This is a genomic window from Metapseudomonas boanensis, from assembly GCF_018704125.1.
In the GTDB taxonomy this organism is placed as follows: domain Bacteria; phylum Pseudomonadota; class Gammaproteobacteria; order Pseudomonadales; family Pseudomonadaceae; genus Metapseudomonas; species Metapseudomonas boanensis.
Genome location: NZ_JAGTIS010000005.1, coordinates 98,140 through 122,224 on the forward strand (window position 1 = coordinate 98,140; position 24,085 = coordinate 122,224).

At 66.7% G+C, this 24,085-nt stretch carries 17 protein-coding genes; 5 read left to right on the top strand and 12 right to left on the bottom strand.

All coding sequences use genetic code 11. The features are described 5' to 3' along the window. Positions 1–3 precede the first annotated feature (3 nt). The 5 genes from J7302_RS11485 to J7302_RS11505 all read right to left on the bottom strand — a co-directional run bounded on the left by J7302_RS11485 (position 4) and on the right by J7302_RS11505 (position 8,149). Positions 4–2,553: a LuxR C-terminal-related transcriptional regulator gene (locus J7302_RS11485; protein WP_215374061.1), complete on the bottom strand. Its 2,550-nt coding sequence runs from the start codon at positions 2,551–2,553 to the stop codon at positions 4–6. 113 nt (positions 2,554–2,666) lie between these two features. Next, complete coding sequence (locus J7302_RS11490) at positions 2,667–3,467, bottom strand: enoyl-CoA hydratase-related protein (RefSeq protein ID WP_215374064.1); 801 nt, start codon at positions 3,465–3,467, stop codon at positions 2,667–2,669. A 36-nt stretch (positions 3,468–3,503) separates the two neighbouring features. Beyond that, the gene (locus tag J7302_RS11495; protein ID WP_215374068.1) at positions 3,504–4,766 is read right to left on the bottom strand and encodes a 3-hydroxyacyl-CoA dehydrogenase NAD-binding domain-containing protein; all 1,263 of its coding nucleotides are present in this window, start codon (positions 4,764–4,766) and stop codon (positions 3,504–3,506) included. 5 nt (positions 4,767–4,771) lie between these two features. Next, the gene (locus J7302_RS11500) at positions 4,772–6,931 is read right to left on the bottom strand and encodes a 3-hydroxyacyl-CoA dehydrogenase NAD-binding domain-containing protein (protein WP_215374072.1); all 2,160 of its coding nucleotides are present in this window, start codon (positions 6,929–6,931) and stop codon (positions 4,772–4,774) included. A 12-nt stretch (positions 6,932–6,943) separates the two neighbouring features. Then, positions 6,944–8,149 carry an acetyl-CoA C-acetyltransferase gene (locus tag J7302_RS11505; protein ID WP_215374076.1) on the bottom strand — a complete coding sequence of 402 codons (1,206 nt, stop codon included), beginning with the start codon at positions 8,147–8,149 and terminating at the stop codon, positions 6,944–6,946. A 219-nt stretch (positions 8,150–8,368) separates the two neighbouring features. Between J7302_RS11505 and J7302_RS11510 the strand changes: the two genes are divergently transcribed. Both J7302_RS11510 and J7302_RS11515 read left to right on the top strand, forming a co-directional pair. After that, the gene (locus J7302_RS11510) at positions 8,369–9,538 is read left to right on the top strand and encodes an aromatic ring-hydroxylating oxygenase subunit alpha (protein WP_215374080.1); all 1,170 of its coding nucleotides are present in this window, start codon (positions 8,369–8,371) and stop codon (positions 9,536–9,538) included. A 57-nt stretch (positions 9,539–9,595) separates the two neighbouring features. Continuing rightward, positions 9,596–12,274, top strand: coding sequence for a LuxR C-terminal-related transcriptional regulator (locus J7302_RS11515; protein WP_215374083.1), 2,679 nt, complete (start codon positions 9,596–9,598; stop codon positions 12,272–12,274). A 60-nt stretch (positions 12,275–12,334) separates the two neighbouring features. Here J7302_RS11515 and J7302_RS11520 read toward each other — a convergent pair whose 3' ends face one another. From J7302_RS11520 to J7302_RS26480, 7 genes are all read right to left on the bottom strand, one after another. Next, complete coding sequence (locus J7302_RS11520; protein WP_215374759.1) at positions 12,335–13,489, bottom strand: acyl-CoA dehydrogenase family protein; 1,155 nt, start codon at positions 13,487–13,489, stop codon at positions 12,335–12,337. 49 nt (positions 13,490–13,538) lie between these two features. Beyond that, on the bottom strand, positions 13,539–13,859 hold the full coding sequence (locus tag J7302_RS11525; protein WP_215374086.1) for a 2Fe-2S iron-sulfur cluster-binding protein: 321 nt from the start codon (positions 13,857–13,859) through the stop codon (positions 13,539–13,541). A 10-nt stretch (positions 13,860–13,869) separates the two neighbouring features. Further along, on the bottom strand, positions 13,870–15,096 hold the full coding sequence (locus J7302_RS11530; protein WP_215374089.1) for an NAD(P)/FAD-dependent oxidoreductase: 1,227 nt from the start codon (positions 15,094–15,096) through the stop codon (positions 13,870–13,872). A gap of 25 nt (positions 15,097–15,121) precedes the next feature. Beyond that, positions 15,122–16,288 carry a thiolase C-terminal domain-containing protein gene (locus J7302_RS11535; RefSeq protein WP_215374092.1) on the bottom strand — a complete coding sequence of 389 codons (1,167 nt, stop codon included), beginning with the start codon at positions 16,286–16,288 and terminating at the stop codon, positions 15,122–15,124. Between the two features lies 1 nt (position 16,289). After that, entirely contained in the window at positions 16,290–16,715 is a 426-nt protein-coding gene (locus tag J7302_RS11540; protein ID WP_215374096.1) for a Zn-ribbon domain-containing OB-fold protein, read from the bottom strand. A gap of 63 nt (positions 16,716–16,778) precedes the next feature. Then, a complete protein-coding gene (locus J7302_RS11545) occupies positions 16,779–18,005 on the bottom strand; it encodes an acyl-CoA dehydrogenase family protein (RefSeq protein ID WP_215374099.1) in 1,227 nt (408 codons plus the stop codon). 14 nt (positions 18,006–18,019) lie between these two features. After that, complete coding sequence (locus tag J7302_RS26480; RefSeq protein WP_251702019.1) at positions 18,020–20,344, bottom strand: enoyl-CoA hydratase-related protein; 2,325 nt, start codon at positions 20,342–20,344, stop codon at positions 18,020–18,022. A 280-nt stretch (positions 20,345–20,624) separates the two neighbouring features. On the opposite strand from J7302_RS26480, the gene J7302_RS11555 reads away from it, so the two are divergent. The 3 genes from J7302_RS11555 to J7302_RS11565 all read left to right on the top strand — a co-directional run bounded on the left by J7302_RS11555 (position 20,625) and on the right by J7302_RS11565 (position 24,037). Further along, the gene (locus J7302_RS11555; RefSeq protein WP_215374103.1) at positions 20,625–22,043 is read left to right on the top strand and encodes an aldehyde dehydrogenase family protein; all 1,419 of its coding nucleotides are present in this window, start codon (positions 20,625–20,627) and stop codon (positions 22,041–22,043) included. Between the two features lie 64 nt (positions 22,044–22,107). Beyond that, a complete protein-coding gene (locus tag J7302_RS11560) occupies positions 22,108–22,899 on the top strand; it encodes an SDR family NAD(P)-dependent oxidoreductase (RefSeq protein ID WP_215374106.1) in 792 nt (263 codons plus the stop codon). 685 nt (positions 22,900–23,584) lie between these two features. Beyond that, entirely contained in the window at positions 23,585–24,037 is a 453-nt protein-coding gene (locus J7302_RS11565; RefSeq protein WP_215374110.1) for a hypothetical protein, read from the top strand. Positions 24,038–24,085: the final 48 nt, after the last annotated feature.

The following is a 24,085-nucleotide window of genomic DNA, read 5'->3' on the forward strand; positions in this document are numbered from 1 at the left end:
ACCTCAGACCGCGATCAGTCCGTCGCGCCGGGCGATGGCCAGGGCTTCCAGGCGGCTGCGGGCGTTGAGCTTGGCGTTGATGCTGCGCAGATGGGTGCGCACCGTGCTTTCGGAGACGAACAGCTTCTCCGCCAGGGCGTCGTTGCTCTGGCCGCTGGCTACCAGCGCCAGCACCTGCAGCTCCTTGGCGGTCAGGTTGGCCGCCGCGCCAGCCGGGCCGTCGGCCAGCTTCAGGCCGCTACCCTCCGCAAGCAGCTGGGCAAAAGCTCGACACGCAGGGGCCGATTGGCTTGCCCGCAGGGCCAGGGCCAACGCCGCACGGCCTTCGTCGCGAAACGGCTGCAGCAGCTGGCGCGGTTCGGCGAACTCCAGCGCGGACTCCATGGTACGCAGCGCCGCGTGTTCGTTGCCGCGCTGTTCCAGGGCCAGGGCCAGGAGGATGCGCACGCTCAGGGCCCGGCGCAGGCGTCCGCCGCCGAGGGCGAGCTCGAGCTCCTCGGCCAGGCGCTCTGGCAGTTGCCCGCTGTCGCCTTCAGCCAGGCGTACCCTGGCGTCCATCAGTTCCCAGGTGTCGGCGTCGCAAGGCAGGAAGTACAGCTCGCGAACAAGCCTGGCGCACTCGTCGCCACGCAGCGCCTGCAACAGCTCCCTGGCCAACGCTGTGTCGCCGCGCACCAAGGCGCAGCGCACCCCTTCCAGGCGGGCGCAAAACACCAGGCGTGGCAACTTGCTGGCGCGCCCCAGACACTCCAGGGCAGCCAGAGTCGCCTGCGCCTGACTGGTGTCGCCGCGACCGATGAGAATGCGCGCGTGCAGCTTGTGGGCGAGGACGATCTGGTCCAGCAAGCCGGTCTGGCGCAGCAGCGGCATATGCAGCTCGAGCAACCCGAGCACTTCGTCGCAGCGCCCCATCTCGTAAAGCGCCAGGGCATCCAGGGTAGCCACCAGGGAGTTGCCGCGCCTACCGCGCGCGCTGCTGCAACCGGGCAGCGGCGGACGTTGCAACCGCTCGCGGGCGACCATGGGCTCGGACCGGAACAGATCGGCCATGGCGCAGATCGAAGCCGCATAGTCGCCGACGAAGCCACCGGGCTGCAGACCAGCCAGTGCCAGGCCCTGCTCCGCACTCTCCAACTCGCCACCGATCAGTTGCACAAGTGCCAGGGTGCAGTGATGGATGCCCCGGGCGAAAGGACTTGCCTCACCTTCCCCCGACCAGGGTCTGGCGCGTTCGCGCAGCGCCTCGACACGGTCATGCATGATCAGCCAGGTCAGCTCCAGCGCTTGCAGAGCACGCTCCTGTTCCACCGCAAGCGGCATCCGCCGTAGACGCTGAACGATACCCAGGGCGGCATCCTGGTCATTGCTGAACAGCAGCGCCCAGGCCAGGGTCAGCTGCAGCTGCGGTGCCCCGTCCAGCCAGCCCTCGGCGTCCAGGGCCTGCAACCAGCGAGCCAGGGAGCGCATGCGACCGGCGCACAGCAGTACCTGCTCGTGCTGCTCCAACAAGCGCAATAGCAGGCGCCGGTCACCCATCAGGAAGGCGTGTTCCAGGGCCACCTCCGGGCGGTGTCCATCAAGCAGGGTTTCCAGCGCCGCGCGGTGCAGCTCACGCACGCGCAGGGGGGCGTTGCGCCGGATCAGCTGGCGTAGGCTGAACAGCAAGGGCCGGGGAAAGCAGCTGCGCTCGCGGATCAGCAAGTCATGCTCGCTCGCCAGCCGGCGCAGCAGGTTCTGGCTACCGGGTTGGCCGCGCACGCGGTCGAGCAACTCGGGGGGCATGGGATCGACGGTACTGGCGTCCTGGGCAAACGCCAGCAGGCCGGGCTCAAGGGCGGCAAACACCTCCTCCTGGAACCACTCCTGCAACAGATGCTCGGCGTCCAGCGCACTATCGCCCGGGTCGCTGGCGCAGAGCAGCGCGACCACCGCCGGCCAGCCCTCGGTGCAGCGCCAGACACTCATCAACGCCGCGGCGTTCAGCGGCCGGCCGGCCTGGGCCAAGGCGGCACTGAGTTCGTCGAGTGTGAACAGCAGGCCTTCGAGACGCAGCGCCTGCTCGCGTTCAGACACCACACCACGGTGGAAGGCCGGCAACGGCCGCCGGCTGGCGATGACCAGCCTGCCCTGGGGCGGCAAGCTGCCCAGGCACTGCTCCAGGGCACCGGGCTCGCGGGCCAGCAGTTCGTCGGCGTCGTCGATGAAGATCACGAAGCGCGAACGCCCGCGTCCCATGGCTGAAAGTCGGGCGAACAGCGACAGCAGGGTGGCGCGGAGGGAAGATCCGGGAGCCAGGCCGGCACCCAGCGACAACAGGGCCGAGTGCATGCCCGGCCCCAGGGCCTGGAGCAGTTGACCGAGAAGCACGGACTTGCCACTGCCGGCCGGCCCCTGGATCAGGGTTACCTTCTGTCGTTCGATATTTTCCAGCAGTGGCGCAATCAGCCGAGGGCGTACCAGTGGCCGCAGCTCGACTGCGCAGTCCGCCAGCACTGCGTATACATCCTGGGACGCCAAGCCCGCAGATCCGGCATCAGAACGAATGGTAGGCATAACTTCGACACTCGCGTGGCGCCGCCGGGAATCCGTGGAAGGCGCCTTTTTGTTGTTGTGGCGCCTTAAGCTAAACCTAACATCAATAGTTAATCAATCACCGTTCGCTCCCTTCACGGAAATACGGGTGCACGCTTGCCGAGGAAGGCCGCGAGCCCTTCCTGGAAGGCCTCGTGGGCGATCAGCTCACGCTGGCGCTCGGCCTCGTACTGCAGCTGCTCGGCCAGTGACGAACGCGTGGCGCTGGCCAGCGAGGCCTTCAGCTCAGCAGTGGCATGGCGCGGCATGGCCGCCAGGCGCTCGGCCAAGCCGCGGGCAGCCGCCATCAGCTCGGCGTCGGCTACGCAAGACCAGATCAGCCCCCAGTCGGCAGCCTGACGTGCGTCCAGGCGTTCGCCCAGCAGCAGCATGCCGCGCGCCCTCGCCTCCCCGCACAGGCGCGGCAGCATCCAGGTCATGCCGAGGTCGGGAACTATGCCCAGGCGTGGGATGAAGGGCATGAGAAAGCCGGCCGACTCGGCGGCTACCACCAGATCGGCGGCCCAGGCCAGGCTGGCGCCGGCCCCCGCAGCGATGCCGTTGACCGCTGCCACCACCGGAATGGGCGATGCACGCAACTCACGGATCAGTGGGTTGGACTGCTCTACCATGGCCTGGTAAGTCTGCTCTGCCTGGGCCCGACCGTCGCCCTTGGCAAGGATATCGGCGAGGTCGGCACCTGCTGAAAAGGCCCGTCCGGCGCCGGTGATGATCAGTGCGCGCACCTCCTGCTGCGCCTGCAGCCGCGCGAGCACATCGCGGATTTCCGCCTGCATCGGACCACTGAGGCCATTGAGCTTGTCCGGCAGGTTCAGGGTCAGCACGCCGAGCGAACCCTCGGCCTGGTAGCTGATGTAGCGGTACGACTCGGTCATCTGCTGTGTCCTTCGGTTGGTAATCTCGGGCGACGGCTAGCGGCCGTCGCCGATGGCATGGAAACGTCCGTTATCGCGCGCCAGTTGGCGCAGCAGCGGCGGTGCCTCATAGGTTTCGCCCAGGTGACGGTAGCGCTCGCAGCGCGCCAGCACTTCGGCCGCCCCCAGTTCGTCGGCATAGCGCAGCGCACCGCCGCGCAGTGGCGGAAAGCCGATCCCCAGGGACAGCGCGCGGTCCAGCTCCATGGCGCTGGCCACCACCGATTCCTGCAGGGCGTGCACGGATTCGACAATCATCGGCAACATCAGGCGGTCGATGATCTGCGTCTCGTCCATGGGCCGTTCCTCGGCGGCAAGCCGCTCGCGCAGCAGCCGTTGCGCCAGTGGGTTGACGCTGCGCTCCGGTCGGCCGTCGGCGCCGGGCCGGTACAGGTAGAAGCCGGCGCCGCCCTTCTGCCCATAGAGGCCGGCGTCCAGCAGTACCCGGAAGGCGTTGCGCGGCAGTGCCGGCATGCGCTCGGGGTAACTGGCGAAGATCAGGTCGCAGGACTGGGTACCGACATCCAGGCCGACCACATCCTCCAGATAGGCCGGGCCCATTGGCCAGCCGAACGCCTCAGTCACCCGGTCGATGCGCTGGTAGTCGACCCCCTCGGCCAGCAACCGCAGAAAGGCGTGGATGTAGGCCATGAGGATGCGGTTGACCAGGAAGCCCGGGCCGTCGCGCACCACGATGGGGATCTTGCCCATAGCGAGGGCCTGCTTGACCGCGGTCTGTACTGCGTAGTCGCTGGTCTGGCGGCCGCGGATGACTTCCACCAGCGGCATCACCGGCGCGGGGTTGAAGAAGTGCATGCCAGCGAAGTTCTGCGGGCGCTGCAGAGCGGTGGCGAGATCGTCGATGCGCAGCGACGAGGTGTTGGACAGCAGCACCGCGTCTTCCGCCACCAATCCTTCCACCTCGCCAAGCACCTTGTTCTTGATGCCGAGGTTGTCGACTACCGCCTCGATCACCACGCTGGCGCACTCGAATCCCTGGTAGTCCAGCTGTGCGCGGACCGCCGCGCCGGTGGCATCGCTGCGCCGGGCGAGCAGGCGCTCCATCTCCTGCAGCGAGTGCTGCAGGGCGGATGCACGGACATCTTTCAGGCGCACCGGCAGACCGTGGCAGGCACAGGTGTAGGCGATGCCGGTGCCCATTACCCCCGCGCCGACCACACAGGTGCGCAGCAGCAGGTCCTGGGAGGCGGCGAAGGCGTCGCCGTCGCCAGGGTCGAGGGGGAATCCCGCCACGCTCATGCGCCTCAGTTCCCGGCCTGGGTCGGGCGCGGATGGAAACGCTCGCCGGTCTCGGCGCGGCGGCGCAGCCAGGCCGAGGGCCGGAAGCGCTCGCCCCAGCGTTCGGCGAGGCCGTCGCACTGCTCGACAAAGGCCGCAAGGCCCAGGGTGTCGATGTACGACAGCACCCCGCCGGTCCAGGTCGGGAAACCGATGCCCAGGGTCGAGCCGAGGTCGGCGTCGGCGGCGTCGGTGATCACGCCCTCCTCCACGCAACGGGCCGACTCCAGCGCCTGGATGCTCAGGATGCGCAGTCGCAGTTCCTCCAGCGTTGGCTGCTGCGACGCCTGCGGCCAATGCTGCGCCAGGCCCGTCCAGAGCCGCTTGCCGCCCTCCTCCGGGTAATCGTAGAAACCGCCACCGGCGCGCCGCCCCGGACGGTGGAACTCGTTGACCATGGTTTTCACCAGGTCGATGGCGGCACCGCGCTGGAAGCGCTCTTCGAAGCCCAGCTCGATGGCCTGGCGATTGACCTTCAGCTGCAGCTCCAGGGATACCTCATCGGCCACCGCCAGCGGCCCCACCGGCATCCCGGCCTGGCGCGCGGCCTGCTCGATCAGCGCAGGGGCGATACCGTCCTCGAGCATCAGGAAGCCCTCGTCGACGAAGCTGCCGAACACGCGGCTGGTGAAGAAGCCGGGGCTGTCGTTGACCAGGATCGGCGTCTTGCGCAGCTGGGCGACGAAGTCCATGGCCGCTGCCAGGGTCGCATCGGAGGTTTCGCGGCCGCGAATGATCTCCACCAGCGGCATGCGCTCAACAGGCGAAAAGAAGTGCAAGCCGATGAAGTCCGCCGGGCGCGGGAACTGCCCGGCCAGCAGGGAAATCGGCAGGGTCGAGGTGTTGCTGGCGAACAGGGCGTCGGCAGGCATCGCCGACACGGCGCGGGCGGTGACCTCGGCCTTGACCGCCAGGTCCTCGAACACTGCTTCGATGACCAGCTCGGCCGCGCCCAGCTCGGCGTAGTCGGCAGTCGGGTGGATGCGCGCCAGCGCGGCTTCGGCCTTGTCCCCCGCCAGTTGGCCACGGCTCACGGCGCGCGCCAGTTCATCGGCGAGGCGCGCATGGGCGGCCTGCGCCTGTTCCAGGGACGCGTCCAGCAATGCCACCTCGATGCCGGCCACAGCCGCCACCCGGGCGATGCCGGCGCCCATCTGGCCGGCGCCGAGTACACCGATGCGGGTGAAGCTGCGGCTGGTGAAGCCCTGCGGGCGGCGAACCAGCTTGTCGGCAGCGGCCTTGTTGATGAACTGGGTGCGGATCAGGTTGCGCGCTACCGGGCCGGTGAGCAGTTGGGCGAAGTAGTTGCGTTCGATGCGCAGGCCGGTGTCGAGGTCGACCACCATGCCCTCGCCAACACAGGATAGGATCGCCAGCGGTGCCGGATAATTTCCGCGCGAGGCCACGTGGGCCTGGAGGATGCGCGAGGTCAGCGGGCCGTGGGGGAACGCCAGGCTGCCCAGGTCACGGGGCTTCCAGCCCTTGCGGTCCCAGGGTTGGCGGGCATCGGGGTTGGCCAGCACCCAGGCCTTGGCCCGCGCCAGCAGCTGTTCCGGCGCCGCCAGCTCGTCGACCAGGCCCAGTTCCAGCGCACGCTGGGGCCCCACCGGTTTGCCGTCGAGCAGCATCGGCAATGCCTGGGCGATACCGATCAGTCGCGGGAGGCGCTGGGTGCCACCACCGCCGGGCAGCAGGCCGACGCTGACCTCGGGCAGGCCGAGCTGGGCATCGGCGCGCTCGCTCAGCACCCGGTAATGAGTGCCCAGGGCCAACTCCAGGCCGCCACCCAGGGCCAGGCCGCCGATGGCGGTGGCCACCGGCTTACCGAGGGTCTCGATGCGCCGGGTGAGGCCTTGCAGGTAGGCGCTCTGCTCGCGCGCCTCGACCTTGCTGGTGCCGTGCTCGAAGGCTTCGACCAGTTCCATGAGGTCGGCACCGGCGATGAAACCACGGGCCTTGGCCGAATGGATGACCACGCCCTTGACCGCGTCGTCGCCGGCCAGGCGGGCGAACAGTTCGTCCAGCTCGCGCTGCAGTTGCGGGGTGAGGATGTTCAGGCTGCGCCCGGGTACGTCGATGCCGACCAGGGCAACGCCGTCTTCGATTTCGAACTTGATGGTTTGCATGTCCACTCCGCCTCAGATGCGCTCGATGACGGTCGCCGTGGCCATGCCGGCTGCCGCACACAGGGTGATCAGCGCGCGCTTGCCGCCGCGCCGCTCCAGTTCGTCCAGGGCCGTGCCCACCAGCATGGCGCCGGTCGCGCCCAGGGGGTGGCCGAGGGCGATGGAGCCGCCGTTGACGTTGACCCGCTCGTGACCGACTCCGGTCTCGCGCATGAAGCGCAGCACCACCGAAGCGAAGGCCTCGTTCACCTCGAACAGGTCGATGTCGTCGAAGCCCAGTCCCAGTCGCTGCAGCAACTTGGCGCTGCAGGGTGCGGGACCAGTGAGCATGATGGTCGGTTCGCTGCCGATGGACTGGAAGCCGAGCACCCGGCCACGCGGCTGCAGGCCGTTGCGCCGGCCGAACTCGCGGCTGCCGATGAGCACCGCGCTGGCGCCGTCGACGATGCCCGAGGAGTTGCCGCCGGTGTGCACGTGGCGGATCTGCTCCACCTGCGGATAGCGCTGCAGGGCCAGGGCGTCGTAACCGGACTCGCCCATCGCGGTGAAGGCGGCCTTCAGCCGCGCCAGGTCCTCCAGGCGGGTGCCGGGGCGCATGTACTCGTCATGGGCCAGCACCACCTCGCCGATCACATCGCGCACCGGCACAACCGAGTTGGCGAAGTAGCCTTCGTTCCAGGCATGGGCGGCGCGGCGCTGGCTTTCCACGGCGAAAGCGTCGACGTCCTCGCGGCTGTAGCCGTCGAGGGTGGCGATCAGGTCGGCGCCTACCCCCTGCGGGGTGTAGTAAGACTTCCAGTTGGTCTGCGGGTCCGCGTACCAGGGACCGCCGTCGCCGCCCATGGGGGTGCGCGACATCGACTCCACACCGCCGGCGACGATGGCGTCGGCCTGGCCGCTGGAAACCAGTGCGGCGCCCAGGTTGACCGCCTCCAGTGCCGAGGCGCAGAACCGGTTGATCTGCTGCCCGGGCACGCCCTCGGCGTAGTCGGCGACGATCGCCGCCAGGCGCCCGAGGTTGGCGCCCTGCTCACCGATGGGTGCGACGCAGCCCAGGATGACGTCGTCCACCTGGGCAGTGTCCAGGCGGTTGCGCTCGCGCAGCGCCATCAGCGTCTGCGCAGCCAGTTGCACGGGGGTGATTTGAGCCAGGGCTCCATCCATCCGTCCCTTGCCACGGGGCGTGCGGACGTGGTCGTAGAGGTATGCGTCTGTCACCGTCGACTCCGTTCCAATGCGTGAATGGGCCTCCCCACGGGAGGCTGACGGTTCGCATGCTAGCGTCGGCCAACGCGCGCGCCTTCGTCGCTTCCGACGATTCCGCCATCGGCCGGCGAGGCGCCCAGCGGTGACTTGCAAATACCGATTGCGAGCCATAATCTAACGTCGTTAGTTAATTCCTCGAACCAGTAGAACAACAATCAGAAGGAACCCACGATGAGCACCGAAACCCCGATTCGCTACCAGCAGCTGGGCGACCTGACCGCCAGCCAGATCGAGGCCATCCGCGCCATCCCCTCCCATGACGAAGCCGCCTGCGAGGCCATCCGCGCCACCCGCCCGGTGGCCATGTTCCTCGACGACGACGTCTTCCAGCGCGAGCAGAGCCAAGTGTTCCGCCGCCTGCCGGTGGCCATCACCCCCTCGGCCATGGTGCCCGACACCGGTAGCCTGCTGCCCCACGACGCCTACGGGGTGCCGCTGATCGTCTCGCGCGACCAGCATGGCAAGGTCCATGTGTTCATCAACGCCTGCATGCACAAGGGCTCGACGCTGGTGACCGGCTGCGAGGCGCAGAAAGGCGCGCGCATCACCTGCCCCTACCACGCCTGGTCCTGGCGCCTGGACGGTAGCCTGGCCGGGGTCGCCCGTGGCGAGACCTTCGACTGCCTGGACAAGCAGAAGCGCAACCTGGTGGAACTGCCCAGCAAGGAGGCCGGCGGTATCGTCTGGGCCATCCTCGACCGCGACGCCGAAGCTGACTTCAGCCTGATCGACGACGCGATCGTCGCCGACCTCGACGCCCTGCAACTGGGCCAGCAGCATCTCTACGGGCACAAGCAGTTCGACCTCGACTCCAACTGGAAGCAGGTCATCGAACCGTTCCTCGAGGGCTACCACGTGCAACGCCTGCACGCCAACTCGGTGGGCCCGCTGTTCGCCGACGTGCCGACAGTGGTCACACGCATCGGCGATCACATCCGCCAGGTATCCGGCAAGGTGGAGTTCGCCCCCGGCGGCCTGGAGAATGAGAAGAACATCCACAAGACCATCACCCACGCCTACCTGCTGTTCCCCAACACCGTGATCATCACCAGCCCCTACTACATGAGCGTGATGATCGTGGTGCCGGTGGCGGCCGGGAAAACCCGGGTGATGTACCACATGCTCACCCTGAACAAGCCGGACAACCCCAAGTCCGAGGCGCTCTACAAGACTTCCTACGAAACCGTTCTCGGGGTCTTCGGCAACGAGGACTTCGTCGCCGCCGAGTACTGCTACAAGGGCCTGCGAACCGGCGCGTTGGACGAGATCGACGTCGTCTACTCGGGCCTGGAGCACTGCATCCTGATGCAGTACGAGACCCTGGAAAAGCACATGAACTGAGGCATCCGCGCGGCACCCGCCGCGCATTGCCCATTCGCACTTCGGCAAGGGGGCCCAATGATCAACAACAAGACCTCTGCCATCCGCCCACTGCAGACGGATGTAACCAATCTCGCGACCTTTCGCGCCCACTCACGCGGGGACCAGCCCTGCGTGCTCCCCCGCGAACAACTGCTGGAACGCTTCAACCAGGTTCCACGCACGCTGACGCTGGTCCACGCGCCAATGGGCTACGGCAAGACCACCCTGCTCCGGCAGTTCTTCGCCGCGCGCCGGGAACGCCGCGAGTGCCACTGGCTGACATTGTCCGAACACGACAACGACATCGAGCACTTCGCTCGCCGCCTGGATCAGGTGTTCGCTCGCGAGCCGGCCGAAGACGTCGGCCACAACCCCGTCGAGCGTCTGGAAAGCGTGCTGCTGGCGACGCCCTTCTGCCTGTTCCTCGACGAGTTCGAGGTGATAGTCAACGAGGGCGTGCTCAGCTTCATGCGCGAGCTGCTCAAGCGCCTGGGCAGCGACAGCGAAATCGTCATCGGTTCGCGCAGCATCCCGGCCATCGGCGTGCCACGGCTGCGCGCCAAGGGCGCGGTGCTGGAGATCACCGCGCACCAGCTCAGCTTCAGCCCCGAGGAAACCCGTCGGCTGCTGCGCGAACGCGCCGGAAATTGTCTCAACGACCAGCAGCTGGCCTTGTTGCAGCGCCGCAGCGGCGGCTGGGCGGCCTTCCTCGGGCTGTTCAGCGGCACCCTCGACGGCCCGTTGAGCGACGAGCAGCTTCGGCAGCGCATCGGCGCCGGCGGCGCCTCCATGGGCGAGCTGGTCTCGCGTCATGTGCTCGACGGCCTGACTGCCGAGGTAAAGCAGTTCCTCGCCGATTCGAGCAACCTCGGCGAGTTCGATGCCGAGCTCTGCGACCATGCCCTGGGGCGCCATGACAGCCGCGAGCGTATCGCCTACCTGGAGCGCCACCAGTTGTTCATCAGCCGGGTCGACCCGGGCCGCGAACGCTACCGCTATCACGGCCTGTTCGCCGACATCCTCAAGGGCGGCACCGGCGCCGAACGTCACCGCGACATCCACCGCCGCGCGGCGCAGTGGTACGCGCTGCACGGCCAGCCGGTGGCCGCGGTGAACCACTTCCTGCAGGCCGGCTGCGCCGAGCAGGCCCTGCGCCTGATCGAGCAGATATCCCCGGACCTGCTGGCCCAGGGCCGTTCGCGCCTGCTGCTGCGCTGGTTCGACCAGCTACCGGCGGACAGCGTGCGCGGCCACCGCACCCTCAGCCTGACCCTGGGCTGGGCCCTGGGCCTGGGTCGCCGCCACAGCGAGGTGCAGCAGCGCCTCGGCGCCCTGTCCCTGGAGGCCGAGCTGGCCCCGGCGCAGCGCCGCGAGTGCCAGTCCATCCGCGCGGTAAGCCTGGCCATGGTCGACCGCACCCACGAAAGCCTGGCGCTGCTCGATGGCGAGCGCGACTTGCTGGAAGAAGCCCACCCCCTGCATCAGCAGGTGATGCTGCACATCATCATCTACGGCCAGATCGCCGCCAACGACTTCGCCGCGGCCCGTCGTGCACTGGCCCAGTCCCTGACCGTCGTCGTCGGTGGAGGTGGTCCGCGAGGCAGTTTCACTCACCTCATGGCCAACAGCTTCAGCGCCGCCATCGACCTGATCCAGGGCCGCCTGAGCACCGCCCTTGGCCAGCTGTCCCCGGACTACGCCCCGGGGCCACCGCCGCATCCGCTGTACCGCACCGGCGGGCGCAGCCTCAACGACGTGACGCTGGCCATCGCCCTCTACGAGCGCAACGAGTTGGGTCGCAGCCAGCAGCTGCTGAGCGAGATCCTGCCGCTGATCGCCGAGAACGGTACCCCCGACCAGTTGATCTACGCCCACCTGCTGATGGCGCGCATTCACCTGCTGCGCCAGGAGCCGAACCTGGCCAACGAGTACCTGGACGAACTGGACGCCTTGAGCTGCGTGCACGACATCCCGCGGCTTGGCAACAGCGCCTGGCTGGGCCGCGCCTGGATGGCCTGGAAACAGGGCGACATGGCTGGCGCCAACTATGCCTATCGGCGCGCCACGGCGCAGTCCGGGCAACAGGGCGCCGGCCAGTTGGTGGCCCACCAGCACGAGGCGGACTGGCCGGCACTGATGCAGTTCCGCCTCGCCGTCGAGGGCCGCCCCGGTCCGTCCACACTGGACGAACTGGAGAAGGCCATCGCCGTAGCCCGCCAGGATGGCCGGGTACGCCGTTGCCTGGAGCTGCAGATCCTCCTGGCGCGTGCCCATCTGAACCTGGACCAGAATGACGAGCGTGCCCTGGAACTGCTGGCCGCACCGCTGCGCCATGCCATCGACCAGGGTTATAGTCGCCTGTTCCTCGACGAAGGGTCGGACATCTGTCGCCTGGCCCTGCGCTGGTGCGAGACCAACCGCGCACTGTTGCGCAACGACAGCGGCCACGATCCACTGCTGGAGCGCTTCATGGCGCAGCTCGGCCAGGCCCTGGCCAGTGACACCAGGCAGTCCCAGGAAAGCGTCGTCCTCTCGCCGCGTGAAATTGAGGTGCTGGCGTTGCTGGAAACCGGCATGCGCAACAACGAGATGGCCGAGAAGCTGTTCGTCTCGGAAACCACCGTGCGCACCCACCTGCGCAGCATCAATGCCAAGCTCGGCGCGCGTAGCCGCACCGAAGCGGTATCGCTGGCCCGGCACATGCAGTTGATCTGAACGACGAAGGGCGCTGCGCGAACGCAGCGCCCTTCCCGTTGGCGCAGAAAAGCCGGCGCATCAGCGCCGGCGGTCATCCAGGCCGAGCTTGCGGCCGATGATTTCCTTCATGATCTCGCTGGTGCCGGCAAAGATCCGCGTGATGCGGGCATCGCGATACATGCGACAGATACGGTATTCCTCCATATAGCCGGCACCGCCGAACAGTTGCAGGCATTCATCGATCACCTTGCCTTCCAGCTCCGAGGTCAGCAGCTTGATCTGCGCCGCCACCTCGCCGCTCAGCTCGCGGCGGTTGTGCAGCAGCACGCACTGGTCAAGGAACGTTTGCACGCTGTCCAGCTGCGAGCGCAGCTCGGCCATCTTGAAGCGCGAGTTCTGGAAGCTGCCGATGGTGGTGCCGAAAGCGCTGCGCTCCTGTATGTACTCCATTGTCAGGTCGAAGGCGGTCTGCGCGCTGGCCAGCGACAGCACCGAGCCGGTCAGGCGTTCCTCGGCCAGGCCCTGCATCATGTAGCTGAAGCCCTTGGTCGCGTCGCCCAGCACGTTGGCCTTGGGCACTTTCACGTCCTGGAAGAACAGCTCCGCCGTGTCCTGGGCGTCCAGGCCCATCTTGTGCAGCTTCTGCCCACGGCTGAAGCCGGGCATGCCCTCCTCCACCAGGAACAGGCCGATGCCGTAGCGCGAGTCCGGCACGGTACGCGCCGCCACCAGCACCACGTCGGCGATCAGGCCGTTGGAGATATAGGTCTTGGAACCGTTGAGCAGCCAGTGGTCGCCCTTGTCCTCCGCGCGCATCTTCATGCCGGCCAGGTCTGAACCGGCCCCCGGCTCGGTCATCGCCACCGCGAGGATGGTTTCGCCGCTGATGCAGCCGGGCAGGAAGCGCGCCTTCTGCTCGGGACTGCCGAAATGACCGATGTAGGGCGCCACCAGGCGCGAATGCAGCTGCATGTAGAAACCGACCTCACCATGGCGGACGTTCTCCTCATAGAGGATCTGGTCGTAGCGGAAGTCGTCGATGCCCAGGCCACCGTACTCCTCCGGCGCCCACATCAGCAGGTAGCCTTGCGCGCCAAGGTCGCGCCAGGCCTGCCGGTCTACCCGCCCGGCCTTGCGCCAGGCCTCGGCGCGCGGGGCGATTTCGCCCTGCACGTAGCGCCGCACGCTGTCCCGGAATTGTTCATGCTCGGCGTCGAAAATCATCCGCGGCATCATGCTGACCATCTCCTCGATCTTGTGTTTGTGTTCAGGGCGGGGCGCATCAGTACTGCGAGGCCGGCATGTGCACCACCATGCCGTCCATCTCCGCGTTCACCACCACCTGGCAGCCCAGGCGGCTGGTGGCGTGCGGTTCAGCCACGCAGTCCAGCATCTCGCGCTCGATGCGGCTGGGCGCTTCCAGTCGCGCGTAGTCTTTCTCGTCCAGGTAGCAGTGGCAGGTCGCGCAGCTGCAAGAACCGCCGCACTCACCCAGGATTCCGTCGATGCCGTTGGCCAGCGCCACCTGCATCAGGTTGCTGCCCGTCGCGGCCTCCACCTCGTAGGCGGAGCCGTCGTGGGCGACAAAAGTAATCAGCGGCATAGGGGGCCTCTCAATTGAAACAGGCTTGGAAATCGACCGATTCGTCGGCCAGCAGGCGCGGATCGGCCGTGCGGCCTTCGGCCAGGAAGCGTTTGCTGAAGGTGAACTCCTTCGGTCGGTTCACCGCGTCCACCGCCAGCAGGCGATCGCCGTGGAAGTAGAAGGCCGAGAAACTGCGGCCCTGGTGGTGATCGCCACGGATCACCACGCGGTCGTAGCCCGCCGAGAGCCCGGCGATCTGCAGCTTGAGGTCGTACTGGTCCGACCAGAACCAGGGCAGTGCCCGGTAGGCCGCCGGTTTACCGCAGATGGATTGAGCCGCAACCCGCGCCTGGTCGGTGGCGTTCTGCACCGACTCCAGACGCAGCCAGGCGTCGTAGATGGGGTTGTGATGACGGGTGCAGTCGCCCACGGCGTACACGTCGGGGCAGGCCGTGCGAGCCTGCTCGTCGACGACGATGCCGTTGTCGCAGTCCAGGCCCAGTTGTCGTGCCAGTTCGACATTGGGCAGCACGCCGATTCCCACGACCACCAGATCGGCGGGCAGCCGCCGGCCGTCGGCGAGCAGCACGGCCTCCACACGTCCTTCGCCGGTGATGCACTCGAGAGCGGCGTCCAGGATGATCTCCACGCCCTCCTCGCGATGCACACGGCTATAAAACTCGGATACCTCAGGCGCCGTGACGCGCTGCAGGACACGCGACTGCGCCTCCAGCACGGTCACCTGCATGCCCTGCTTGCGCAGCGAAGCCGCCGTTTCCAGGCCGATGTAGCCAGCACCGATGATCACCGCGCGTCCCTGCGGACGCATGAACTCGCGCAGTTTCAGTACGTCGTCTCGGGTACGCAGATAGCAAACGCCGGGCAGCTCGGCACCGGGCAGCGCCAGGCGGCGCACGTCGGCGCCGGTGGCCAGGATCAGTTGGGTGTAGTCCAGGCGCTCGCCGTTGTCGCAGAGCAGGCTGCGGGTCGGCGCATCCACCTCGGTAACACGGGTGCCGAGGCGCACCTCGATGTTCTGCCGCTCGTAGAACTCGGCCGGGCGGATCAGCAGCTCCTCGTCACCTTTGTCGGCACAAAGGAAGGCCTTGGACAGTGGTGGCCGGTGATACGGCAGCAGCCCCTCCGCCGAGACTAGCGTGACGGCCCCGGTGTAGCCTTCCTGGCGCAGGCTGGCTGCGGCCTGGGCGCCGGCGTGGCTGCCGCCGACGATGATGCAGTGGGGTGGGTTCAACATGATGATGTCCTCCAGTCGCAGCCGGTTACAGGTCGTCGCGGCCGAACAGCGCCGAGCTCACGGTCGGAGCTCCAGGGCCGCCGGCCATCAGGCAGATCTTCGCGTCGGGCACCGGGTTGGCCGACTCGCCGCGTAGCACCCGCACCGACTCGATGGCCATGCCGATGCCGTGGACGAAGCCGTGGGCGAAGTTGCCGCCAGCGGTGTTCACCGGCAGCCGGCCGCTCGGCGCGATCAGGTTGTCGAAGCGGATGAACTCGGCGACGTTCTCGTAGCTGCAGAAGCCGTGGTCGATCAACGAGGCCACGCCTTGGGCGCTGAAGTTCTCGTACAGCTGCACCACGTCAACGTCGGCCGGCGTTACCCCGGTCTGCTCCCAGAGGCGCCGGGCGATGGGTCGGAAACCGGCCGAGGCGTAATCCAGGTCGTTCTCGCAAAGATCGCCCCAGCCCTTGGCCGTGCCGTTGGCCACGCCGAGCAGGCGTACCGGCGCCTTGCGCAGGTCGCGGGCGCGCTCGCTGGAAACCAGCAGCAGCGCACCTGCGCCGTCGTTCTCACGCGAGCAATCGAACAGCCGGAACGGTTCGGCGATCCAGCGCCCGTGACGATAGGCGTCGAGGTCGAGGGGCTGGCCGAAGGCTGTCGCCTCGGGGTTGCGCGAGCCGTGGTAATAGGAGGCACGCACCAACTCCTCCGCCACTGACTGCGGCACCTTGTGGTGCTCGTACAGACGCTGAGCGCGCAGGGCACAGATCTGCGCCGGCGACACCAACCCCGCACCGACAAGATGGTCGTTGAGGTGGTGGCGCATCACTGCCGCCGACATGCGGCCGCTGTTGTTCTGCACCAGGGCGCGGAATACCACCACAGCCGTCGCCTGGCCTGTGGAGATAGCCGAGGCGGCAAGGCCGAAAGCGCCGGCGATACCACCGCCGCCGCCACCCCACATCTGCGCGTTGAGGCGCAACTCGCGAGTGCCCAGGTCGGACATCAGGCGTACCGGCTCATTCTTGTCGTCGCCGTAGGAAACGAAGCCATCGATCAGCGCCGGGTCGAAGCCGGCGTCCTCGCAAGCGTCCACAATCGCGTGCACCAGCACGCCCTGTTCCGGCAGCGGCGCCTTGCCACGCTTGTACTGGCGCAGGCCCACGCCTGCCACGGATACCGCTCCCATCAGGTTCGGGCTGGTCATCTCAACGGCCCTCCCCTACGGCGAGAGTCGAATGATCGGGGCTCCAGCGCAGCGACAGCAGCGGCTCGCCCTCGAATTCATCCGCGCGCGGCCGGGCGCTGACCCGCTGACCAATGGCCGGTTCCAGGTCAGAGGTATCCAGGGTGCCGAGCAGGCGCTTGCCACCAGCGCCATCCAGTTCCACCACGACGCTGACGTAGGGCACCGGAAGGTCGCGCGGAGCACCGAAGTCGTACCAGGAGCGGGTCCAGCTGTAGATGCGGCCGCGCGGTTCCACTTCGTGCCAGCTCTGCTCCCAGCTGCCGCATTCGCCACAGCGCCAGACCGCCGGCCAGTTCCAGTGTCCGCAGCCGTCGCAACGCTGCATTTTCAATTTTCCCTGGGCGAGCGCGGCCCAGTATTCGCCATCGGCGCCTATGCCTTTCACTTTGTGACTCCTGATTCCCGTTATGGCTCGAGGCCGTTCTTGTTCTGCGGATTCGGACGCGGCTCAGAGACCCAGGACGGTCTTGGCCAGGATGTTGCGTTGGATCTCGTTGGCGCCGGCGTAGATGGTCCCGGCGCGTTCGTTGAAGTAGCGCAGTGGCGCCAGGGCTGCCGTGCGTTCGCCGAGGAAGGTGGCGCCAGCGTGGGGCCGCAACACCGGACCACCGGGTCGCCCGGCCTGGGGCTGGAAGGCCGCGCCGTAGTGCCCCGCGACCTCCAGGCCCAGTTCGGTGACCGCCTGCTGCAGTTCTGTACCGAGGATCTTCATCACCGAGGCAGCGGCCCCGGGCGAGCCGCCGAGGGACAGCGTGGAGAGGGTCTCCAGCTCGTACAGCTCCAGGGCGTTGACCTGACACTCGACATCGGCCAGGCGAGCCGAGAACAGCGGGTCATCCACCAGGTAGCCGCCGCGGTCGGCCGGCGCGCTGCGCGCGAACTCGCGCAGCTCGTCGAGTCGCACCAGCATCTGCGGCGCATAGGCGGCACCGCCGCGCTCGAACTCCAGCAGGTACTTGGCTACCGTCCAGCCATCGCCAATGCGGCCGACCACATTGGCCTTTGGCACTCGCACGTCGCTGAAGTGGATTTCGTTCTGGATGTGCTCGCCGGTGAGGGAAACTATCGGCCGCACCTCAACGCCAGGACTGTGCATGTCGATCAACAGGAAGGTGATGCCTTTCTGCGGCTTGTCTTCGCGCGAAGTGCGCACCAGGCAGAACACCCAGTTGGCCACGTGGGCGTGGGTGCTCCACAGCTTAGTGCCGTTGCACACCAGCTCTTCGCCCTCCTCTGCCGCCGACATGCTCAGGGCCGCCAGGTCCGAGCCGGCTTCCGCCTCGGAGTAGCCCTGGCACCAGAAGTGCTCGCCGCTGAGCATGCGCGGCAGGAAGAAGGCCTTCTGCTCTGGCGTGCCGAAGGCGATCAGCGCCGGCGCGCACATCTGGATGCCCATCGGTGAAACCGGCGGTGCCCCGGCGTAGGCCTTCTCCTGAGCGAAGATGTAATGCTGCGCCACGCTCCAGTCGCAGCCGCCGTGCTCCACCGGCCAGGCCGGCGCCAGCCAGCCGCGTTCGAGCAGCTTGCGCTGCCAGCGCAGGCAGAGCTCATGATCGCCATAGACACTGGTCATCCAGCGCCCCGCTGCGCACAGCTCATCATCGAGCTCGCTGGCGAAGAAGTCCTGGACCTCGCGGCGGAAGGCCGCTTCCTGTTCACTCCATTGGATATTCATGGCCCGACCTCCACTCAGTTCGAGGTCCAGCGCGGCTTGCGCTTCTCGGCGAAGGCGCGCGGCCCTTCCAGCACATCCGCCGAGCGGAACAGCGCGCGGGTCGCCGGGTAACCACCCTGGGCCTGATAGGCCTGCTCCAGCGAAGGCTCTTCCAGGCCGCAGCGAACCGCTTCCTTGGAAGCGCGGATGGACATCGGGCTGCACGCGACTATCTGCTCGGCCCAGTGCAGCGCCGCATCCAGCAGCTCCGCCGGCGCCACGACCTGGTTGACCAGCCCCAGCGCCAGCGCCTCATCGGCCTTCACCGTGCGCCCGGTGAGAATCATCCCCATGGCCTGCTTCAGACCAACTTGTTCCGGAAGGCGCAGCAGGCCGCCGGCCAGGGCTGCGAGGCCGACCTTGGGTTCCGGCAAGGCGAACGAGGCATTCTCGGAGGCGACAATGAGGTCACAGGCCAGGGCGATCTCGAAACCGCCGCCCATGGCCACGCCATTCACGGCGGCGATCACCGGCTTGTTCAGGTCGAAGCGCGCGGTCAGGCCGGCGAAGCCGGTTACCGGCACCTCCACACGCTCGCCCCGGGCCATGACGCTGGCGGTGTACTTCAGGTCGTTACCGGAGGAGAAGGCGCGCTCCCCCGCCCCGGTGATGATCGCCACCCACTGCTCTGGATCACGGGCGAAATCGTCGAAGATCTGCGCCAGCTCGGCGTTCGCATCCCGGTGCAGGGCATTCATCTGCTCCGGGCGGTCGATGGTCACCACGGTGATGTGATCGCGGCGCTCAACGCGGGCGTAGCGGTAGGCAGCTGGTTCAGCAGTCTCACGCAGACGCCAGCGGGGCTTGCCGAACACGTCGGTATAGACGAAGCCTTGTGTGCCCACGGCGTTGCGCTCCAGCGACAGCAACAGCGCCATGACTTCTTCATCTTCCGGACAGACCCGCGCAATGGTCCGTGCGCCCTTGGGTGTACGCAGCACCAGCACGCCCTGTTGCGGCTGGCCATCGCGGGCATGCAGTACGGTGTAAGTCTCGATCTGCGCCGGTCCGCTGTAGTCCTCCAGCAACGCCGGCACCACGCCCTGCTGTACATCCACCAACTGCTGCAGGGATGCCGTGGGCGATAGCGGATATTCCGCCGGACGCCGCCCAAGCACCAGGCTCTGGTGCTTGGTGACGAAGCCACCCTGACCGTACAGCAGGCCACGGCCATCGGGCAGCTCGCGCAAGGCCCGGACCATGCTGCAGGCGGCATGCCCCATGTAGTTGTTCAGCGGGCCACCGAAGAAGCTCAGGCCACCGCATACCGTCGGTTCCAGAGGGCCGTCGGGATCCAGGCCGAGGTTGGCCAGCGCCATCTTCGGCACCACCGGGAAGCAACTGTAGAGCTCCAGCCTGTCGAAGGCTGCCGCACGCCCGCCAACCAGATCGACCGCTGCGTCTAGCACCGCCTCCTGGGCAGTACTGCGGGAATAGTCGGCACGGTCGAGGAAGTCATCCGGTTCGCTGGCGTTGGCACCACCCCAGACATAGATCAGTTGCTCTTCCGGCACACCCAGCTCGCGGGCGCGGGCCAGGCTTGTGACGAGAATCGCCGAGGCCTGGTTGACGTTGGGATTGGCCACCATCCACTTCGAATAGGGCCAGCAGATCAGGCGGTTCTCCTCGCCTGGCTCGGCGATGGCCGCCGCCGACGGCGCCTGGCCGAGCCAGGCATTAGGATTGTTCGCGGCGACCTGCGCATAGCGCGCCCAAAGCCGCGCCGACATCTCGCGGCCCTGGGCCGGTGCGATGCCCTGGCGCGCCTGCCAGGCCATCTCGTACAGCGGGTACATCTGCGCCGGCTCGCGGATGCCAAGCGCCCTGGCCAACGGCCGGGTGGCGATGGAGTCATTGGCGAAGCGGCAGGCGTTGTCCTTGTCTGCCATCGGCGTCCAGTCCAGGCGAATGCCCTGCTTGCGCGCCTTGCCAATCGAGCTCATGGCTTCACCGCCAACGATCAGCACGCACTGGGTCTGACCCGAGGCGATACACAGCGCAGCCTCATGCAGCAAGCGCACCGGTGTCTCGCCACCCATGGAGGCGTTCACCCGCCGGGACGGATTCATTCCCAGGCGCTGGCAGAGGCTGGCGGCCGGGTCCTGGTAACGCCAACTGACGAACCCCACTACGTCCAGGGACTCCACCTGCGCCAGCAGTTCGACGCCGGCGTCGCGCTCAGCTGCGCGCGCGGCGTGCTCCATGAGCGCCAGGGGTTCCAGGGCTTGTTGCAGCTCGGCGGGACGATCGACGTGTTCGCCGACGCCAATGATCACCGCGGTGGTAGCAGGATTGAGCATCTGCAGTTCCTCAAGGCAATGGGCCGGGCCCTTGTTGTTGTTCTGTGCCGAGCGCTCCGTAAGGGGAGTGACGCCAGGTGCAATTAATCTAACCGCAATAGATTTAATTTGAAAAGCCCCTGGCCATGACAAGCTGCAAGCTCACCTGAAAAAGGACAAACAGGTGATTGACGCTGATTTTTTATCTAACTACCGTAGTTAAATAATTCGATTTCCCCGCCCGCCGGATCGCCAAGGTCCCGGTGGACCCACAACAACAAGAGCCCTAGAAGGAGTCACCATGCCTCTCGCCCTTGCCGCGCAGATGACCATAGGCGCAGAACCCGTCACCACCGAACGCCTGCTGGAAGTGATCAACCCCGCTACCGCCGAGGTCATCGGCCACGCTCCCGACGCAGGGCAGGCAGAGCTGGACCAGGCCGTGGCCTGCGCCCGCAAGGCCTTCCCGGCGTGGAAGGCCACCACCCACGAACAACGCAGCAAGTTGCTTCAGCAGTTCGCCCAGCGCATGGTCGAGCATGCCGACGAGTTGGCCGAGCTGTTCACCCTGGAACATGGCCGCCCGCTGGCCATGGCCAAGGAGGAAATCCTCGGCGCTGCCTTCTGGATTCGCGGCATCGCCCAACTGGAACTGCCGGTGGAAGTGGTCGAGGAAACCGACGCCCGCCGTGTCGAGGTGCACCATGAGCCGCTGGGTGTGGTCTGCGCCCTGGTGCCGTGGAACTTCCCAATCCTCCTGGCCGCCTGGAAGATCTCCCACGCCCTGGCCACGGGCAATACCATGGTGCTCAAACCCTCGCCCTTCACCCCGCTGACCACCCTGCGCCTCGGTGAGCTGACCCGAGATATCTTCCCCGCCGGGGTACTCAACATCATCAGCGGCGGCGACCACCTGGGCCCGCTGATGACCAGCCACAAGGGCTTCGCCAAGATTTCCTTCACCGGCTCCACCGCTACCGGCAAACGCATCATGGAATCCGCAGCCAAGGACCTGAAGCGCATCACCCTGGAACTGGGTGGCAACGACGCCGCCATCGTGCTTCCCGATGTGGACGTCGACGAGGTGGCGCTGAAGCTGTTCATGGGCGCCTTCTTCAACAGCGGCCAGGTCTGCGTGGCCTGCAAGCGCCTGTACATCCACGAGTCCATTTACGAGCGCCTGCGCGACAAGCTGCACCAGCTGGCGCAGACCTTGCCGATCGGCGACGGCATGCAACCGGGCATGCTGTTCGGCCCGATCCAGAACCTGCCGCAGTACCGCCGCGTGCTGCAGCTGCGCGATGAGGCGCGCGACGCAGGCCTGGTCCTGCTGGAGGGCGCTGCTGTGCCTGAGCGCGGCTACTTCATGCCGCTGACCCTGGTGGACAACCCACCGGAGGACTCCCGCGTGGTCGCCGAAGAGGCCTTCGGCCCGATCCTGCCGCTACTGCGTTTCAGCGACATCGACGAGGTGATCGACCGAGCCAACGCCAGCGACTACGGCCTGGCCGGCGCCGTGTGGAGCAAGGACGTGGCCAAGGCACTGGAGATCGCCAAGCGCCTCGAGACCGGCACCGTGTGGATCAACCAGAACCTGGAGTCCTCGCCGCTGGTGCCACTGGGCGGCCACAAGCAGTCCGGCATCGGCGTAGAGAACGGCGTCGCCGGGCTCATGGAGTTCACCCAGCCGAAGTCGATCTTCGTTCCCAAGTCCGCCTGATCCCTCACCCTGCGGCTGCGACCCTCCGGGTTCGCGGCCGCTTCCGCAAAACGGAGACAAACAAATGAACGACGCATCCTTGAATGCGGGCGTGTCCCTGCGCGTGGATCTGTCCGACCGACTTGCCCTCGTAACCGGCGCAGGCAGTGGCCTGGGCCGGCGCTTCGCCATCGTGCTGGCCATGGCCGGTGCTCGCGTGATCCTCTGCGGTCGACGCCGTGAGCGCCTGGTGCAGGTGGCCGAGGAAATCACCGCAGCCGGTGGCCAGGCCCTGGTCGAATGCCTTGACCTACGTAACGCCGCTGCACTGCCGGCGTGCATCCAGGAGATGACCCGAACCCACGGCACCATCGACATCCTGGTCAACAACGCGGGTATCGGGCGGACTGGTGCAGCGCTGGATACTCAGTTGGAGGAGATGGATGAACTCTTCGCCACCAATCTGCGCGCACCCTACATTCTCGCCACCGAGGTGGCCCGGCAACTGATCGCCTCCGGCCGCCCTGGGCGCATCGTCAACATTGCCTCGGTCGGTGCCCTGCACTACAGCAGCGGCATGGGTGCGGCGTTCTACTGCTCACTGAAGGCTGCGGTTATCCGCATGAGCGAAGCCCTGTCACTGGAGTGGGCGAAGCACGGCATCAACGTAAACGCCATTGCCCCGGGGTTGTTCGAAACCGAGATGACCGAAGAGAGCCTGGCACGCTTCCGCGAACGCATGGTCGAGCGCTTGCCGCGCAAACGCGCGGGCCTGCCGGAGCAACTGGACAGCACCCTGCTCTACCTCGTGTCACCGGCCTCCGAGTTCGTCACCGGCATTTGCCTGCGCGTCGATGACGCCCAGTACCCGCGCTGAAACTGGAGCCCCGTGACCAGCCATTTGCCAGTTTTGAAATTCTTCGAATCGCGGCGCCTGAAACTCCACTACGTCGAATGGGGAGAGCCCAATGCACCACCGCTGCCGGTGCATGGTGGGCTCGACCACTGCCGAAACTGGGATTGAATCGCCGCGGACCTCTCCGCCGACTGGCGCATCATTGCACCGGACCTTCGGAGGCATGGCAAAAGAAGGAGTGCCGTGCAAGAAGTGTAGAAACTCTCGGAGAGCAGCGAAGTAACGGTCACGGTGCAACCCCGCCCAAGTTCAAGGACGATTCAGGTTGTCGCCTTCATCGCTCTGGCCCGTGAACTCGGGTCAGGGAGCTAACCAATACCGAGGACCAGATTCGATCTCATCAGGTACGCGATGCCGAAATGCGCAAACCGTGCGTACCTCACTTCGTACCGGTAGTGGCGCGGACCCTTCAGTTGATCCGTCTCGCCTGCTTCTCCAAGCGTATTTCCTTGGTTGCCACGACTGCTAAGCACGGCGGTTATGGGAGCTCTGACCAAGCTCCGCGGTATCTGTTGAAATAGCGGCCTCATTGCCTGCACATCTCAGCCGTGACCACTGGGCAGGGCTGGAGCACCCACCGTCAGGCCGGCACCTATAGTGAAAATGTGACCATTGCAACGGCGCTTCTCACAGCAGGAGGGCAGCAATGAACGCAGCAAAATGCCTGGTATTGATCATGGCCGCTGTCGGCCTTTGCGGATGCGCAAGCCCAGCCAACGATGCGAAGAAAGAGATCGTCTCAGTCAAATTGAACGCCACACCGAGGAACGCAGGGGAAATCGCTTGGGCAACGCTCGCACCTCTGGGAGATGAAACGGACATTTCTTTAAGGGTCGGTGGCGTGCCTTTCTACGTGATAAGACCCGTCCACCTTTACACCTTCATTTACCCTGGAACCTGTGCGAATCCGGGCGCCTCGCCGGCCTATGAGCTGAACAGGACCATAACTACCTACCGCCTCGTCCAGGGTGATGTCTGGCGATTGTCAAAGTCCGCTCCCGTGCCGCTCTCGACACTTCGCTCGGGCGACTACTCCATCGTACTTCGCACGGCGCCCGCAGACGGTGGCTACGATATTTTCTGTGGTGATATTCGGTAGCGCCCTGACAAGGCCTCATGCACCGGGACGCGAGAAGGCCCCATCCAC

Excerpts from the sequence above, each read along its gene's own strand:
- J7302_RS11485 (WP_215374061.1), bottom strand. The coding sequence starts at position 2,553 with ATGCCTACCATTCGTTCTGATGCCGGATCTGCGGGCTTGGCGTCCCAG.
- J7302_RS11490 (WP_215374064.1), bottom strand. The coding sequence starts at position 3,467 with ATGACCGAGTCGTACCGCTACATCAGCTACCAGGCCGAGGGTTCGCTC.
- J7302_RS11495 (WP_215374068.1), bottom strand. The coding sequence starts at position 4,766 with ATGAGCGTGGCGGGATTCCCCCTCGACCCTGGCGACGGCGACGCCTTC.
- J7302_RS11500 (WP_215374072.1), bottom strand. The coding sequence starts at position 6,931 with ATGCAAACCATCAAGTTCGAAATCGAAGACGGCGTTGCCCTGGTCGGC.
- J7302_RS11510 (WP_215374080.1), top strand. The coding sequence starts at position 8,369 with ATGAGCACCGAAACCCCGATTCGCTACCAGCAGCTGGGCGACCTGACC.
- J7302_RS11515 (WP_215374083.1), top strand. The coding sequence starts at position 9,596 with ATGATCAACAACAAGACCTCTGCCATCCGCCCACTGCAGACGGATGTA.
- J7302_RS11520 (WP_215374759.1), bottom strand. The coding sequence starts at position 13,489 with ATGCCGCGGATGATTTTCGACGCCGAGCATGAACAATTCCGGGACAGC.
- J7302_RS11525 (WP_215374086.1), bottom strand. The coding sequence starts at position 13,859 with ATGCCGCTGATTACTTTTGTCGCCCACGACGGCTCCGCCTACGAGGTG.
- J7302_RS11530 (WP_215374089.1), bottom strand. The coding sequence starts at position 15,096 with ATGTTGAACCCACCCCACTGCATCATCGTCGGCGGCAGCCACGCCGGC.
- J7302_RS11535 (WP_215374092.1), bottom strand. The coding sequence starts at position 16,288 with ATGACCAGCCCGAACCTGATGGGAGCGGTATCCGTGGCAGGCGTGGGC.
- J7302_RS11545 (WP_215374099.1), bottom strand. The coding sequence starts at position 18,005 with ATGAATATCCAATGGAGTGAACAGGAAGCGGCCTTCCGCCGCGAGGTC.
- J7302_RS26480 (WP_251702019.1), bottom strand. The coding sequence starts at position 20,344 with ATGCTCAATCCTGCTACCACCGCGGTGATCATTGGCGTCGGCGAACAC.
- J7302_RS11555 (WP_215374103.1), top strand. The coding sequence starts at position 20,625 with ATGCCTCTCGCCCTTGCCGCGCAGATGACCATAGGCGCAGAACCCGTC.
- J7302_RS11560 (WP_215374106.1), top strand. The coding sequence starts at position 22,108 with ATGAACGACGCATCCTTGAATGCGGGCGTGTCCCTGCGCGTGGATCTG.
- J7302_RS11565 (WP_215374110.1), top strand. The coding sequence starts at position 23,585 with ATGAACGCAGCAAAATGCCTGGTATTGATCATGGCCGCTGTCGGCCTT.